The organism is Paenarthrobacter sp. NPDC018779 (assembly GCF_044391085.1).
Taxonomy (GTDB): Bacteria; Actinomycetota; Actinomycetes; order Actinomycetales; family Micrococcaceae; genus Arthrobacter.
In genome coordinates, this window is record NZ_JBIRZS010000041.1 from 1 (window position 1) to 14,981 (window position 14,981).

Annotated in this window: 12 protein-coding genes; 3 read left to right on the forward strand and 9 right to left on the reverse strand. The window is 65.7% G+C overall.

What is annotated here, in order from left to right; genetic code table 11:
• Positions 1-525, forward strand: a 525-nt coding sequence (locus tag ACH488_RS21525; RefSeq protein WP_397326631.1) for an HNH endonuclease, incomplete at its 5' end; no start/stop codon positions are given.
• 62 nt (positions 526-587) lie between these two features.
• Here ACH488_RS21525 and ACH488_RS21530 read toward each other — a convergent pair.
• The gene (locus ACH488_RS21530; protein ID WP_397326632.1) at positions 588-1,607 is read right to left on the reverse strand and encodes a polysaccharide deacetylase; all 1,020 of its coding nucleotides are present in this window, start codon (positions 1,605-1,607) and stop codon (positions 588-590) included.
• A gap of 19 nt (positions 1,608-1,626) precedes the next feature.
• Positions 1,627-3,180 carry a purine-cytosine permease family protein gene (locus ACH488_RS21535; RefSeq protein ID WP_397326633.1) on the reverse strand — a complete coding sequence of 518 codons (1,554 nt, stop codon included), beginning with the start codon at positions 3,178-3,180 and terminating at the stop codon, positions 1,627-1,629.
• A 108-nt stretch (positions 3,181-3,288) separates the two neighbouring features.
• On the opposite strand from ACH488_RS21535, the gene ACH488_RS21540 reads away from it, so the two are divergent.
• Complete coding sequence (locus ACH488_RS21540; protein ID WP_397326634.1) at positions 3,289-4,758, forward strand: PucR family transcriptional regulator; 1,470 nt, start codon at positions 3,289-3,291, stop codon at positions 4,756-4,758.
• Positions 4,759-4,886: 128 nt separating this feature from the next.
• On the opposite strand, the gene purU is transcribed toward ACH488_RS21540, so the two are convergent.
• The 7 genes from purU to glyA are packed head-to-tail and all read right to left on the reverse strand — an operon-like array spanning position 4,887 to position 13,685.
• On the reverse strand, positions 4,887-5,786 hold the full coding sequence (gene purU / locus ACH488_RS21545) for a formyltetrahydrofolate deformylase (RefSeq protein ID WP_397326635.1): 900 nt from the start codon (positions 5,784-5,786) through the stop codon (positions 4,887-4,889).
• A 2-nt stretch (positions 5,787-5,788) separates the two neighbouring features.
• Positions 5,789-7,168, reverse strand: coding sequence for an L-serine ammonia-lyase (locus ACH488_RS21550; protein ID WP_397326636.1), 1,380 nt, complete (start codon positions 7,166-7,168; stop codon positions 5,789-5,791).
• Positions 7,168-7,806: a sarcosine oxidase subunit gamma gene (locus ACH488_RS21555; RefSeq protein ID WP_397326637.1), complete on the reverse strand. Its 639-nt coding sequence runs from the start codon at positions 7,804-7,806 to the stop codon at positions 7,168-7,170. The genes ACH488_RS21550 and ACH488_RS21555 overlap by 1 nt, the downstream gene beginning before the upstream one ends.
• On the reverse strand, positions 7,799-10,744 hold the full coding sequence (locus ACH488_RS21560; protein WP_397326638.1) for a 2Fe-2S iron-sulfur cluster-binding protein: 2,946 nt from the start codon (positions 10,742-10,744) through the stop codon (positions 7,799-7,801). Before ACH488_RS21560 ends, ACH488_RS21555 begins: the two co-directional genes overlap by 8 nt.
• Positions 10,741-11,106: a sarcosine oxidase subunit delta gene (locus ACH488_RS21565; protein ID WP_397326639.1), complete on the reverse strand. Its 366-nt coding sequence runs from the start codon at positions 11,104-11,106 to the stop codon at positions 10,741-10,743. Before ACH488_RS21565 ends, ACH488_RS21560 begins: the two co-directional genes overlap by 4 nt.
• A 21-nt stretch (positions 11,107-11,127) precedes the next feature.
• Positions 11,128-12,348: a sarcosine oxidase subunit beta family protein gene (locus ACH488_RS21570; protein WP_397326640.1), complete on the reverse strand. Its 1,221-nt coding sequence runs from the start codon at positions 12,346-12,348 to the stop codon at positions 11,128-11,130.
• Positions 12,345-13,685 carry a serine hydroxymethyltransferase gene (glyA, locus tag ACH488_RS21575; protein ID WP_397326642.1) on the reverse strand — a complete coding sequence of 447 codons (1,341 nt, stop codon included), beginning with the start codon at positions 13,683-13,685 and terminating at the stop codon, positions 12,345-12,347. Before glyA ends, ACH488_RS21570 begins: the two co-directional genes overlap by 4 nt.
• A gap of 150 nt (positions 13,686-13,835) precedes the next feature.
• On the opposite strand from glyA, the gene ACH488_RS21580 reads away from it, so the two are divergent.
• A complete protein-coding gene (locus tag ACH488_RS21580) occupies positions 13,836-14,507 on the forward strand; it encodes a GntR family transcriptional regulator (protein WP_397326643.1) in 672 nt (223 codons plus the stop codon).
• Positions 14,508-14,981: the final 474 nt, after the last annotated feature.

Consider the following 14,981-nt stretch of genomic DNA (forward strand, 5'->3'; position numbering starts at 1 on the left):
CGCCACTACGACCATGTCCTGGCCTGGCACTCCGGCGGAAAGACGTCCCTTGCCAACGGCGCAGGGCTCTGCGAAGCATGCAACCACACCAAAGAGAACCCCGGCTGGAACACCAAGCAACTCCACGAGGCGCCCAAGGTGAACCCGGCAGCTCCGTTGGGTGGCGCCGCTCAGGTGGGTGGTGCAGCTCCGGCGGGTGGGACAGCTCCGGCGGGTGGGACAGCTCCGGCGGGTGGGACAGCTCCGGCGGGTGGCGCCGCTCAGGTGGGCGGGACAGCTCAGGTGGGTGGGACAGCTCCGGCGGGTGGTGCAAGGCAGTCACTTCGGGCACGCAGAGCCGGCCAGTCCAGCCAGCGAAAGCAAACAATCCTGCCTGGCCAGCCCGGCCGGACCTTCGAAATACAGACACCCACCGGCCACCGGTACACGTCCATGTCCCCGCCACTTCCCGGTTACTTCCAGGAGGCCGTTCCTCTGGCAACGGTGGACCGCTTCACCCCGATGCCAGACGGGGCATCGAGGTGAAGGGTGGTTGGAACCGGGTGTTCGTGCGCGGGCGCGTGGCGTTCCGCACTGCGTTGAGTCGTCTAGCCGAGAACCGGAACCTTGACCTGGGCCGGGCGGAACCTGGCCCCGGCTCCGGGGAACAGCGGTACGTCGATCCTTGCAAGCGTGTGGATCTCCTGGACTGTGGCCTTGGTGTGGGCAGCGATCTCAGCGAGGGTGGTGACCCACATGCCGTCGAGTCCTTTCACCCGCTCGATCAATTGCTCCAACGCGACTGCCCTGGACGGCCTTCCGGAGATGAACGGGTGGTTGGTCAGGACGAAGCAACTGCCCTGGGCATGGTGGGCCTCGGCTTCAAGTGTCCACATTTCCAAGGCCTTGGCAGGGCTCTCGATCACACCGCTGCCGGTAACGCCAGGGTAGAAGCCATATTGCTCCCAGTCGTCGAGTGCCCAGTCGACGGGAATCTCTACGATGTCCCGGGAGTCACTGTCGTCCCGGGAGTCACTGTCGTCCGGGAAGCCGCCGTTGTCCCGGGAGTTACTGTCGTACCGGGCGCCACCATCGGCGACGGCCAGGCGGTAGGGGGCATCGCCGTCGAGCAGGCTCGAATCGTAGAGGAAACCGCGGTCCGCCAGCAGCGCCGGGGTGTGCCAGTTGAGCTCCCACCAGGGAGCCCGATAGCCGAGGGGTCGGACTCCGGCAACCTTGTCCAGCGCCTCCAACCCGCGGTCGAGGTAGCTGGCTTCCGTCGCGGCGTCGATGCCTTGCATGGGCTCGTGAAGGTACCCGTGGTGGGCGATTTCGTGGCCGCCGTCGGCGATCCGGCGGACGATGTCCGGGTAGCTCTCTGCCGTAAACCCGGGGATGAAGAACGTAGCCTTGATGTCCTGGCGGTCCAGGATCTGCAGCAACCGCGGTACGGCGATCCTTGGGCCGTAGGACTGGTGGCTCATGAGCGACATCCGTCGGGTGCTGGTGGGGTCGTGGGCGATGGTGCAGGATTCGGCGTCCACGTCGAAGGTGAACGAGGCGGCGGCCTTGAAGCCTTCCGGCCAGGTGATCGGGTGAAGGGAGTCTGCGAATGCGGGCTGGTTCATGAGGTGTCCTTCGCGGTAATCAGGCTGCCGGTTCCGGCGTTGAAGCAGGCGTGGAAGCAGGCACGGGCTGGGTGGCTGAGACGTGGTTGGAATCTGCCAGCAGGAACTTCCGGTGGGCCTTCGGTCCCAGGAAGGCGTAGACGGCGGCGCTGGTCAGGCCACCGGCGAGCCACGACAGGTCCCAGCCGCCCAGGGCCACGGCGATGGGTCCCTGCATGATGGGGATCAGGCCGTACATGAAGAGCCAGGTGGCGAAGATGCCTGCGAGGAGGGACGCGATACCGGCCCAGTTGACGACTGGCAGCCGGTGGGTGCCGACGGGATCGAAGAGCCGTTCTACCTTGGCCGGCCAGCGCTTCTCGAGCCAGAAGTAGTGCACCAGCATCACGCCGCCCCAAGCTGCAACCCACGCAACCAGGCCGATGAGCCAGGCATCCAGTACTGCGGCGAAGTCCTCTTGGAAGATGAAGAAGATGACGGCCGCCAGGGAGAAGACCCCCACGAAGAGGTTCAGCTTGCGCCGGTTGATGTTGATATCCAAGGCCTGGGTGGCTACGGAGAACGTGTAGATGTTGAGGATGTTCGTGGCGATGGGCCCGTGCAGCACCATGAGGAGGACCGGCAACGCGAGGACGCCGAAGTTCTGCACGATCAGCTTGCCGGGATCGATTTCGCCGCTGTTGGTTGCCAGGCTGGCGCCGAGGACGCCGAGCCAGACCACGGGGATGAACTGGCCCAGGACCGACGCGAGGTACACCTTGCGCTTGGGGACCGAGGTGCTGACGAAACGGGAGTAGTCGGCCGCATAGGTGAACCAGGTGATGCCCCAGCCGATGCCGATGGCCGTCATGACCGCACTCATGGCTGCAATACGGTCCGATCCCGACAGGATGTTGCCGGCAGGCCCGGCGTAGCCCCAATCGATCTTCATGCCGAACCAGGCCACGGCGGACATGACGGCGAGGATGAGGATGGTGGGCGGAACGGTCCAGCGCTCGAAGGCCGCGATGGCCTTGTAGCCGAACCAGGCGATGGCCACCTGTGCGGCCATAATTGCCGTGGCGACGCCGTTCTTCCATCCGTAGTTATGGGCAGTGGGGTCCACCCACCCAAGGGTTCCGAAGAGGGCCATGACCAGGTCCAGGATGATCCACGTGTTGACCGCGCACCAGCCGATCACCAGGAGTGCCTGGATGGCCGCGGGGAGGTAGTTGCCGCGTCGGCCGAAGGCGGCGCGGGCAAGGACCATGCCCGTGGCGCCGGTTTTCTGGCCCAGGAGGACAAAGCAGCCGAAGAGCAGCATGCCAATGAGGTTGCCCAGCACCAGGACTGTCACGGTATCCGCGAAGCCCAGGCCCAGGTGGATGCCGAGGGCGCCGAGCACCCAGTTGATCGGCGCAAGGTTGGCGCCTGCCCAGATCCAGAATTGTCCGGACACCCTGCGGGTTCGGTCCGATTCGGGGATGGGTTGCAGCCAGGCTTCGCTGTCGTGGCTCGGCGCCGTTGCCGGACCTGACTGCGCGTGGCCAGGGTCAGCTGGTTCCGAATGCGCGGGGGAGAGGTTGTCTTGCATGGGGAGAGCCTCCGTGTGTGAAAGGGACACTCTCAGATTATGTGCGCCACATCACAGCAACAAGATACGATGTGTCTAAAGGAATTCCACAAAGAGTGACGGAGTGTCATGTCAGTTCACCTGGGCGAAGCGCTCGCGTCTCCAAGCCTCAAGGCCGCCGAACCCCTGGTCCTCAACGACGTCCCCGGAGCCTTGGACCGTCCCGTACGCTGGGTCCACTCCAGCGAAGTCCTGGACATCGCACCCCTCCTGAGTGGCGGCGAACTGCTCCTCAGTGGTGGGCAAGCGCTCGCGGGAGTCACAGGGGAGCGCCAAGCCGGTTACGTCCGCGAATTGGCGGCGCGGGGAGTCTCGGCGCTCGCCCTGGAGACCGGACCGGCCCTGCCCGGCGTCCCGCAAGCAATGCTGGACGAGGCCCAGGCTGCCGGCCTTCCTGTCATCGAGTTGCGGCAAGTGGTCCCGTTCGTTGGCGTGATGCAGGAAATCAACTCGCTCCTGGTCAGCGAATCGGTGGAGCAACTCCAGCGGGGCGACCAAGCGAGCCACGCCATGGCTGCCGAACTTGCCCACGGCGGCGGACTGGACCAATTGCTGGCTGTCCTGGCCGGGAAGGCGGGCGTCGGCGCGCGGCTGGTATCGCCGTCGGGCCTGACACTGGGCGCCGCGGGTTCGATGGCGACGGACGACGTCGGCTCCGTCACCTCCGTGGACGTGCCGGTGCGAGGCGTCCTGGCGGCGCGCCTTGAGTTGCATGTGCCCGACGACGGCGACAGCAGCCTGGCGCGCGTGGCGGGGGAGCGGTCTGTGGACATCCTGGGGCTGGCCCTCATGCAACGCATGCCACCGGGCTTGAAGGAACTCGCCGGCACCGAACTCATGCGTGCCATCAAATCCGGGAGCCAGCCGTGGCAGCTGCAGCAACTTGGTCCGGCCGCTGGCTTCCCTGCGGATGGTGCGGTGGCCGCCGTCGTGATCCGGACGTCGGGTGCCGGGCACCTGCGTTCCGCCGTGGACGATGTGCTGAACCGATGCGTCGCGCACAGCGCGAGCTACGCGGACAATGCTGAGCTGATCGCCCTGGCGGCCCTGCCGGCCGACGCCGGGGCTGCGCGGACTGCGGTGCTCGAAGGGCTGCGTGCACTGGACGTGCCTGCGGGTTCTGCGCTTTCCGTGGGGCCACTCGGGAAGGGGATCGAGGATGCGCCATGGTCGCTCGCGGAGGCGAGGCGGACGCTCGACCTGCCGTTCGTCGATGCTGGAGTCGCGGATGCGGAGGCCTTCGCCGTAGAGCTGCTTGCGGGAGAGTCGCTGGACCCGGCCACCCGCGAAGGATTCGTGCAGCGGCAGTTGGGTGCCGTCGTCGAGCATGACCGCTTGCGGCGATCCGGGCTCCTGGCGACCCTGACCGTCTGGCTCGATTCCGGATGCAACACAGCCCAGGCGGCGCGCGAGCTGCACCTGGAGCGGCAATCCATGCACCACCGGCTGCAGCGGATCTTCGAGCTGTGTGGCGGAGATCCGCGCGGTACGGGCAGGCTCGCGGCGCTGCATCTGGCCACGCGGCTGGCGAGGTTGTAGCTACCGGTAGGCGAAATCGCGGGTCCACTACCCACGACGCCGTAAATGAACAGCGAACTGGCAGCGGACCCGCGTGGTCGTCCGTTCACCGACGGACGAGGCCCCGCAAGCAGGCGGGAAGCAAGGCCTTACTTCAACACGATCGTCCTGTTCCCATTCAGGATGATCCGCCCTTCGCAGTGCCAACGAACGGCGTTGCTCAGTGCCTTGCATTCCGTGTCCCGACCGGCGGCTACGAGATCGTCCGGTCCGAACGTGTGGTCCACCTCCACTACCTGCTGCGAGATGATCGGTCCTTCATCGAGCTCGCCGTTGACGTAATGCGCGGTAGCGCCCACAGTCTTGACGCCTCGTGCATAAGCCTGGTGGTACGGCTTGGCGCCCTTGAAGCTCGGAAGGAACGAGTGGTGGATGTTGATGGCCCGGCCGTCCAGCTTCCGGGCAAGGTCGTCGCTGAGTACCTGCATGTATCGGGCCAGCACCACGAGCTCCACGTCGAGTTCGTCGATGATCTCCAGCAGGCGTGCCTCGGCGGCGGGCTTGGTGGCAGCGGTGACGGGGACGTGGAAGAACGGAATGCCGTGCCATTCAGCGAGCCCCTGATGGTCCAGGTGGTTGGACACCACTCCCACGACGTCGATGGGAAGTTCGCCGATCCGCGCCCTGAACAGGAGGTCGTTCAGGCAGTGCCCGAACTTGGAAACCATGATCAAAACGCGGCGCTTGTAGCCTTGGCGTTCCAGTTGCCAGTTCATACCGTATTTCTCGCCCACGGGAGCGAACGAGGCCCGCAGCGCATCCACGGTTGAGTCGTCACCGTCGGACGCAAAATGGACGCGCATGAAGAAATGTCCCTCGGCACGGTCGCCGAATTGCTTGTTGTCGATGATGTCGCAACCGTGCTCCAACAGGAAGCCGGATACCGCGTGCACAATGCCGGGGCCCTCGGGGCAGTCCAGTGTGAGCACGTGTTCCACGGTTGTCCCCGCCCCGGAAGCGACGGCGGTTTCGGATTGAATGGCAGTCATGGTCAGCACTCCACTACGTTGACGGCGAGTCCTCCACGGGAGGTCTCCTTGTATTTGGATTTCATGTCGGCTCCGGTTTCCCGCATGGTCTTGATGGCCTTGTCCAGGGAAACCTTGTGGCTGCCGTCGCCGTGCAGGGCAAGGCGGGCGGCGTTGATCGCCTTGACGCTGGCGATCGCGTTCCGTTCGATGCACGGGATCTGCACCAGCCCGCCCACGGGATCGCAGGTCAGGCCGAGGTTGTGTTCGATGCCCACTTCGGCCGCGTTTTCCACTTGCTCCGGAGTTCCACCGAGGACCTCGCACAGGCCCGCGGCTGCCATGGAGCAGGCAGATCCCACCTCACCCTGGCAACCGACCTCGGCGCCGGAAATCGAGGCATTGATCTTGAACAGGATTCCGACGGCGGCCGCCGCCAGCAGGAAGCGCACCACACCGTCGTCGTTCGCGCCCGGAACAAACTTGGTGTAATAGTGCAGCACGGCAGGCACGATTCCCGCCGCACCGTTGGTTGGTGCGGTGACAATCCGGCCACCGGCCGCGTTTTCTTCGTTCACAGCCAGGGCGAACAGGTTCACCCATTCCATGGCCAGCAAGGGATCGCTGCTGCTTGAAGCTTCCGCTTCGGCCAGTTTCTTAAACAACGACGGCGCCCGCCGCTTCACTTTCAAGCCTCCGGGAAGGATTCCCTCGGCTGAGCAGCCGTTGTCCACGCACTCGCGCATGACGGCCCAGATGCCCAGGAGCCGTTCGCGCAGTTCCTCCTCGGACCGCCATACCAGCTCGTTGGCCAGCATGATGTCCGAGATGGATTTGCCTTCGCGTTTGCAGAGGGCCACCAGCTCATCTCCCGAGCTGAACGGGTAGGGCAGCACTGTGGTGTCAGGCACCACCTTGTCCGTGCCGGAGGCGTCGCCGTCCACCACGAAGCCGCCGCCAATGGAGTAGTAGCTCCGTTCCCGGAGCACCGCGCCGCTGTGGTCCAGCGCCCGGAACGTCATGCCGTTGGGGTGGGTGGGCAGGGACTTGCGGCGGTGGAGAACCACGTCCTCTTCCCAGTTGAAGTCCACCCGGTGGCTGCCGTCCAGGCGCAGCTCGGCGTCCAAGGCAGCCGCGGCCACCTGGTCATCCGCGGTACGGGTATCCACGGTCTCGGGGGAGTGGCCCTGCAGTCCCAGGACCACCGCCTTGTCCGAGCCGTGGCCCCGGCCGGTGGCGCCCAGGGAGCCGAAAAGCTCAGCCTGGACGCGCACCGTGGCCGGGAGTTGGCCGGACGAAACAAGTCCGTCCGTGAACTGCTTTGCCGCCCGCATCGGTCCAACCGTGTGTGACGACGACGGCCCGATGCCAACGGAAAACAGATCAAGCACGCTAAGTGCCATTACGGGACCTCAGGCGACGCGTACTCCCGCATTGAATCGAGGAGCCAGCGACCCAGGAAGTCGGCGAAGGAGGCGCGGGGGAAAATCCGGAAGGTCTCCTCGCCGGTCTTCCACAGGACCACCGGGATGTGCCCGATTTCGGTTGAAAGGGCGGTGCCTGCCTTGAGGACCCGCGGGTGCAGGTCCAGTGCGCAGCTCTTTTCCAGGACTGCACGGGCGCGGCTGCCGGAGAGCTCGAACGTGGTGCGGTTGGCGGACAGATCCACCACCTGGCCGGAGTCCGTGCCCAGGGCGGACGTCAGGTCGCCCACCAGGGATCCACCGAGCGAGTCGTGGGACTCTTCGGGGGCAATGACCAGGAACTCGGTGGGGCCGAGCCAGACGGTGCTGATGGCACCGGAGGTGACCACCTCACCGGACGTGGCAGGCAAGCCGCCGGTTACGGACGCAACCCGGGTACCGGCGTCGGACGTCCTGTCCACCCGGATGCCCACCTGGGCCTGGTAGGGGATTTCGTGGAGTGTGACCGAGCCGGCCACGGAACCGGAGACGAAGGCGTCGGCGAGGTGCTGTGCCGGGCTGCGGCGGGCCTCACGAACGCGGGCAACGGTTTCTGCAGGAGTTGCTGTCTCAGCCATCTTTGCGGGTCCCTTCAGCATCGAAAAGTACGGTTTCGCCAACAACCACGTCCACCAGCTGGTCGCCCAGGGAAGCCTGGAGGGTCTCGCCGATGCGGTTGCGGCCGTTTTGGATCAGTGCCAGGCCGAAGGTACGGCCCAAAGCGGCGCTGTGGTAGCTCGAGGTCACAAAGCCTTCCATGGGAACCGGGCCGTTCGCGGGGTTGACCGCGATGCCCTTCTCCACCAGCTGGGTGCCTTCGGGCAGCTTCAGCGAGTGGTCCACGGGAAGGACGCTCACCAGGTGCTTGCGGTCCTCGCGCTTGGAATCCTCGCGAAGGTAGGAGCGCTTGCCGATGAAGTCCTTGGCCTTGGAGACAATCCACTCCATGCCGGCGTCCTGCGGGGTGACCGTGCCGTCGGTGTCCTGCCCAACGATCGGGTAGCCCTTCTCGGCGCGGAGCACGTGCATGGTTTCCGTGCCGTACGGGGTGATGTTGAACTCGGCACCTGCGGCAGCAACGGCTTCCCAGGTGTTGAGCCCGTACCAGGACGGAACGTTGATTTCGTAGGCCAGTTCACCGGAGAAGGAGATCCGGCAGACGCGGGCCTGCACGCCGGAGGCCAGCGTGGTCTCGCGGAACGTCATGAACGGGAAGTTCTCCGCTTCCAAGCCACCGTTTTCGGCGAGCTGCGGGGCCACCTTGGCGATCACTGCACGGGACTTGGGACCGACGACGGCGATGGTGCTCCACTGTTCAGTGACAGAGGTGAAGACGACATCGAGTTCCGGCCATTCCGTCTGGTGCCACTCTTCGAGCCAGTCCAGCACCTTGGCTGCGCCGCCGGTGGTGGTGGTCATGAAGTAGGTGTCCTCGTCCAGGCGCAGGGTCACGCCGTCGTCGAAGATCATGCCGTCCAGCGTGCACATCACGCCGTAGCGGGCAGAACCGGGGGCGAGCTTCTTGAACGCGTTGGTGTAGACGCGGTTCAGGAATTCACCGGAGTCCTTGCCACGGATCTCGATCTTGCCGAGGGTGGTGGCGTCCATGAAGCCCACGGAGTCGCGGACTGCGGCGCACTCGCGGAGCACTGCGGTGTCCATGTCCTCGCCGTCCTGCGGGTAGTACCAGGGGCGCTTCCACTGTCCAACATCTTCGAAGAGGGCACCCTGGGCAACGTGCCACGGGTGGATCGAGGTGACGCGGGCGGGGTCGAAGAGCTCGCCGCGCTGGCGTCCGGCCAGGGCTGCGAAGGCCACCGGAGTGAACGGTGCACGGTAGGCCGTGGTGCCGATCTCGCCGATGCCCGGAACAGCGTCCGCGCCGCCGTACTTGAGCGCTGCGGCGATGACGCCGATCGCGTTGACGCCGGAGGTCTTGCCCTGGTCGTTGGCGGTGCTGATGGAGGTGTACCGCTTCACGTGCTCCACGGAGCGCATGCCGGCACCGGTGGAGCGGAGGACGTCTGCTACGGACTGGTCGCGCTGGAAGTCGACGAAGTGGTTGTGCCACTCACCGGGCTCGCCTTCCTGGGCGGGAACCAGCCACAGCTGGCGGGTCGGGGCGCTGGCCACGGGGGCCTGCAGTTCGGACGGAGTGACGGCGGATTCGAATCCGGCGGCGATTGAGGCGGCCGCGCCGGCGGAGATGCCCTCTGCCAGGCAGTCCTGCAGTTCGTAGCTTCCCCGGCCTGCGCCAACAACCTGCTGGTTGCGGACCACGCTGGACGGGATGAAACCGGCCAGTTCGTCGTCCCAGCGCAGCTTGCCCTGGCGCTGGCTGTGGAGGTGGACCACGGGGCTCCAGCCACCGGAGACAGCGAGGACATCGGCGGCAATCTGCTCGACGCCCGAGGTGAGTTCGCCGTCGTCGTTGATGCTGCGGACGGTGACGCCGCTGAGGCGGCCCTTCTCATCTGCGCTGGTGTCGGCGACTGCGCTGCCGATCAGGACCCGGAGGCCGGATTCGACGGCGGCAGCGGCCTTTTCGCTGATCTGCGGACGGGCGTCGACGACGGCGGCAACCGGCACGCCTGCTGCGTGCAGGTCCGCGGCGAGCAGGTAAGCGGAGTCGTTGGTGGTGCTGATGACCACGCGCTGACCGGCTGCGACGGCGTAGCGGTTGAGGTAGGTGCGCACGGCCGAGGCGAGCATGATGCCCGGGCGGTCGTTGTTCTCGAAGACCAGCGGACGCTCGTGGGCGCCGGGAGCCAGGACCACCTGTGCAGCACGGATGTGCCAAATACGGGCGCGGGAAACACCCGGTGCAGCCGGAACGCCAAGGTGGTCCGTGCGGTTCTGGGCTGCGATGAAGTAGTTCGAGTCGTAGGAACCGAAGGCCGTGGTGCGGTGCAGGACCGTGCATTCCTCGGCTGAGACCAGCTCTGCCTCGACGTCGGCAACCCACTCCAGGGCGGGCTTGCCTTCGATGGTCTCGGCGAGGCCCTCAGCGGTGGAGCCGGAGAGCAGGGAACCGCCGAGCTCGGGCTGGTCGTCGATCAGGATGACGCGGGCACCGGTGCGGACTGCCTCGCGGGCTGCTGCCAAACCGGCAGCACCGCCACCCACCACCAGAACATCGGTGTGGACGTACTTCTTGTCGTACTCGGCCTTGTCCTCGGCCGGGTCAAGCTTGCCCAGGCCGGAGAGGAGCTCGAGGCTCTGTCCGTCCACCAGGGAGACTGCCGTGGCGGGGAGCATGGATTCAGCGACGTGGCCGGGGAAACGCGGCGCGATCTTGACCAGTGCGTTGGGCTCCTCGACGCCTGCGGCGACGATGCCGCGGGGGCGGTCCTCGTAGAGGGAGTTGCCGGCGTTGACGTGGCCGTTGGCCAGGAGGGCCGAAGCGATGGTGTCGCCGGGGTGGCCAACGAATTCCTGGCCATCCACGGTGAACCGCCAGGTGATGCTGCGGTCGATGCGGCCGCCTGTGGCGAGGCGGGCGTTCTGGCTTGTCACTTCTGGGCTCCTTCCGGGGAGGTGGACGTGGTGGGGGCGCCGGGGGCGAGGCCGGGTGCGCCGGCCTGGCCTGCTGCGTTTTCTACCGCAAGCTCCGGGCGAGGCGAGCCTATGGCGTAGATGGAGTGGATGTCGTAGCTCACGGTGTCGCGGAGCATGTTGAACCACTGGCGGCAACCGGTGCTGTGGACCCAGCGTTCGGCGTAGGTGCCCTTGGTGTTCTCGCGGTAGAACAGGTATTCCGCCCATTCCAGGTCCGTGAGGTCGTTCGGGTTTTCCGGGTAGGGGACGTGAGCCTGTCCGCCGTAGTGGAATTCGGTTTCGTCGCGCGGCCCGCAGTTGGGGCATGAGATAAGGAGCATGTCTTTCCTGTCCTGTCCTGGCTAGTGGGCCACGGCTGCGGCGCCGTGTTCGTCGATCAAGGCGCCGGTTTCGAAGCGTTCCAGTGCGAAGGGCTTGTTGAGCTTGTGCGGAGCACCAGTGGCGATGGTGTGGGCGAAGGTCAAGCCCGCTGCCGGGGTGCCCTTGAAGCCGCCGGTTCCCCAGCCACAGTTGACGAACATGTTCTCCACCGGAGTGACACCAACGATCGGGGAGGCGTCCAGCGTGGTGTCCACGATGCCGCCCCACGTACGGAGCACGTGGGCCCGGGCGAAGATCGGGAAGAGTTCAACGGCTGCTGCCATCTGCTCTTCGATGACGTGGAAGGAACCGCGCTGACCGTAGCCGTTGTAGGAGTCGACGCCGGCGCCCATCACCAGTTCGCCCTTGTGTGCCTGGGAGACATACACGTGGACGTGGTTGGACATGACCACCGTGGGGTGGACAGGCTCGTGGAGTTCGGAGACCAGTGCCTGCAGCGGGTGGGACTGGATGGGCAGGCGGAATCCGGCCATCTCGGCCAGCACGGAGCTGTGGCCGGCGGCGCAAAGGCCCACCTTTTCGGTGTTGATGGTGCCGCGCGTGGTCTGGACGCCCGTCACCCGGTTGCCGTCCTTGATGAAGCCGGTGACTTCACAGTTCTGGATGATGTCCACGCCCAGCTCGTCACACTTGCGGGCGAAGGCCCAGGCCACGTGGTCGTGCTTGGCGATGCCTGCGCGCGGCTGGTACGTGGCGCCCATGACGGGGTAGCGGATGTTGTCGCTCGTGTTCAGGATGGGGCAGAGTTCCTTGACCTGGTCCGGCTCCAGCCACTCGGCGTCCACGCCGTTGAGGCGGTTGGCACCCACGCGGCGCATGCTCTCGCGGACATCGCCCAGGGTGTGGGCCAGGTTCATCACGCCACGCTGGCTGAACAGGAAGTCGTACTCCAGCTCTTCCGGGAGGATCTCCCACAGCTTGAGTGCCTGCTCGTAGATGGCCGCGCTCTCGTCCCAGAGGTAGTTGGAACGGATGATGGTGGTGTTGCGGGCCATGTTGCCACCGGCCAGCCAGCCCTTTTCGAGGATGGCGATGTTGGTCATGCCGTGGTTCTTAGCCAGGTAGTAGGCCGTGGCCAGGCCGTGCCCGCCGCCGCCGACGATCACTGCGTCGTACGACTTCTTGGGGTCCGGGTTGCGCCAGAGGAAGTCAGGGTGTTCGGGGAGGTGGTCGACACTCACTGGGCTGCTCCAATCATTTCTGCTTCGAGTACGGATCCGGCACCATTGCCGAGGTGGGGATAAAGCGGGAACTTGTCTGCCAGCGCCGTCACGCGGCTGCGGAGTTCGACGGCGGTCGCGTCGTCCAAAGTGCCGGTGCCCGCCGAGGCGATCAACGCCGTCGCAATAATGTCTGCGACCTCGGTGAACTCTTCGGCGCCGAAGCCGCGGGCGGCGAGGGCCGGGGTGCCGACGCGCAGGCCGGAGGAGACCATCGGCGGGCGGGGGTCGAACGGGACGGCGTTGCGGTTGACCGTGATGCCGATGTGGTGAAGTGCGTCTTCGCCCTGCTGGCCGTTCAACTCGGAGTTGCGGAGGTCAACCAACACGAGGTGGACGTCGGTGCCACCGCTGACAACGGAGATGCCTGCCGCTGCCACGTCTTCCTTGAGGAGGCGCTGGGCGAGGATCTTGGAGCCTTCGAGGACGCGGGACTGGCGCTCCTTGAACTCCGGTTCCGAAGCGAACTTGAAGGCCACGGCCTTGGCTGCGATCACGTGCTCCAGCGGTCCGCCCTGCTGGCCCGGGAAGACTGCGGAGTTGACCTTCTTGGCGATGTCGGCATCGTTGGTCAGGATCACGCCGCCGCGGGGGCCGCCGAGGGTCTTGTGCGTGGTGCTGGTGACGATGTGGGCGTGGGGGACCGGGCTCGGGTGCAGACCTGCTGCGACCAGGCCGGCGAAGTGGGCCATGTCCACCATGAGGTAGGCGCCCACGGAATCGGCGATGCGGCGGAACTCGGCGAAGTCCAGCTGGCGGGAGTACGCGGACCAGCCGGCCACGATCAGCTGCGGCTTGTTCTCGACGGCCAGGCGCTCAACCTCGGCCGTGTCGATGGTGTGGGTGTCCTCGCGGACGCTGTACGGGACCACGTTGTAGAGCTTGCCGGAGAAGTTGATCCGCATGCCGTGGGTCAGGTGTCCACCGTGGGCCAGGTTGAGGCCCATGATGGTGTCGCCGGGCGTGATCAGCGCGTGCATTGCCGCGGCGTTGGCCTGTGCTCCGGAGTGCGGCTGCACGTTGGCGTATTCGGCGCCGAAGAGCGACTTCAAGCGGTCGATGGCGAGCTGTTCGATCACATCAACGTGTTCGCAGCCGCCGTAGTAGCGCTTGCCCGGGTAGCCCTCGGCGTACTTGTTGGTGAGCACCGAGCCCTGGGCTTCCATGACGGCCGTAGGGGCGAAGTTCTCCGAAGCGATCATTTCCAGCGTGGACTGCTGGCGAATGAGTTCCTGGGCGATCGCCTGATCAACCTCCGGGTCCGCCTGGGCGAGCGGGCGGATCAGCGGTTCAACCATGGTGTTCTCCTTTGAAGTACGTGTGATTGCTGACTATTAGCCAACTGATATATTAGAACTATTGCCATAGTATGTTGGAGGTCACATGGTCGTCAACAGGTCTGCGGCAACTTATCCAGCAGGCGGGATTACGGCACCGGGGAGAAGGCAATGAGCACAGCACTGGAAGCTTTGGAAACAGCTCCGCAGGGTACGTCCCTGGCGGAGAACGCCTACCTGCTCCTGCGCGACAGGCTCATCATGCTGGACATCAAGCCCGGCGACCCCATCAATGACGGCCAGATCGCCACCGAGCTCGGCATCGGCCGCACACCCGTGCGTGAAGCCATCAAGCGCCTGGAAAGCGACCACCTGGTGGTGTCCTACCCCCGTCGCGGAACCTTCGCCACTGGCGTAGATATCACCCAGCTCGCCGAAGTCTCCGAAATCCGCGAACTGCTGGAACCCTTGGCCTCCCGCAAGGCAGCACGCATGGCCAGTCCGGCGATGCGTGCGGAGCTCCGCGATGTTGCTGCGGCCATCCGGGATCTCGAAGGCCAGGATGCCTCCTCGCAGGAGCTGATGCGCTACGACATCCAGGTCCACCGGCTCATCTACAAAGCCTCGGCCAACGCGCACCTTGAGGACGTCCTGATCCGGTATGACAACCTCGCCACCCGCATCTGGTGCCACATGCTGGAGAAGATGCCCTCGGTCTCGGGGCACATCTCCGAGCACGCCGAGCTCCTGACGGCCATCGCCGACGGAGACGAGGACCGCGCCGCAAGCCTGGCCCTCCATCACGTGGTGAGCTTCGAAGAGACGATCCGCAAGGTCCTCTAGCACCCTCTCTCACCGAACCCCCCTTCCTGGCGGACCCTCTCTCACCGAACCGCCCGTTTTACCGGACCCTCTCTCACCGAACCGCCCGTTTTACCGGACGCTCTCTCACCGAACCGCCCGTTTTACCGGACCCTCTCTCACCGAACCGCCCGTTTTACCGGACCCTCTCTCACCGCCCCCCTTCCCGGCGGACCCTCTCTCACCGAACCGCCCGTTCCGGCGGACGCTCTCTCACCAAACCGCCCCGTCCTGACGGTTCCTCTCTCACCGAACCGCCCGTTCCGGCGGACGCTCTCTCACCGAACCGCCCGATTCTGGCCGAGGCTCTCGCCGACCGCCCTTTGGCGATCCGGGACTCTCGCCTCCATGGGTGGTTGGCGGGACTGTCTGAATAACGGTGTGTGGGGTCTGGCCTGATCCGAAGGAGACGGCCGTGTCTGAATCCACGACTGGGATGGCAGGGACGATGATCGA

Bases quoted from the DNA above. Each gene is read 5' to 3' on its own strand.
- ACH488_RS21530 (WP_397326632.1), bottom strand. From the start codon at position 1,607: ATGAACCAGCCCGCATTCGCAGACTCCCTTCACCCGATCACCTGGCCG.
- ACH488_RS21535 (WP_397326633.1), bottom strand. From the start codon at position 3,180: ATGCAAGACAACCTCTCCCCCGCGCATTCGGAACCAGCTGACCCTGGC.
- ACH488_RS21540 (WP_397326634.1), top strand. From the start codon at position 3,289: ATGTCAGTTCACCTGGGCGAAGCGCTCGCGTCTCCAAGCCTCAAGGCC.
- purU (WP_397326635.1), bottom strand. From the start codon at position 5,786: ATGACTGCCATTCAATCCGAAACCGCCGTCGCTTCCGGGGCGGGGACA.
- ACH488_RS21550 (WP_397326636.1), bottom strand. From the start codon at position 7,168: ATGGCACTTAGCGTGCTTGATCTGTTTTCCGTTGGCATCGGGCCGTCG.
- ACH488_RS21555 (WP_397326637.1), bottom strand. From the start codon at position 7,806: ATGGCTGAGACAGCAACTCCTGCAGAAACCGTTGCCCGCGTTCGTGAG.
- ACH488_RS21565 (WP_397326639.1), bottom strand. From the start codon at position 11,106: ATGCTCCTTATCTCATGCCCCAACTGCGGGCCGCGCGACGAAACCGAA.
- glyA (WP_397326642.1), bottom strand. From the start codon at position 13,685: ATGGTTGAACCGCTGATCCGCCCGCTCGCCCAGGCGGACCCGGAGGTT.
- ACH488_RS21580 (WP_397326643.1), top strand. From the start codon at position 13,836: ATGAGCACAGCACTGGAAGCTTTGGAAACAGCTCCGCAGGGTACGTCC.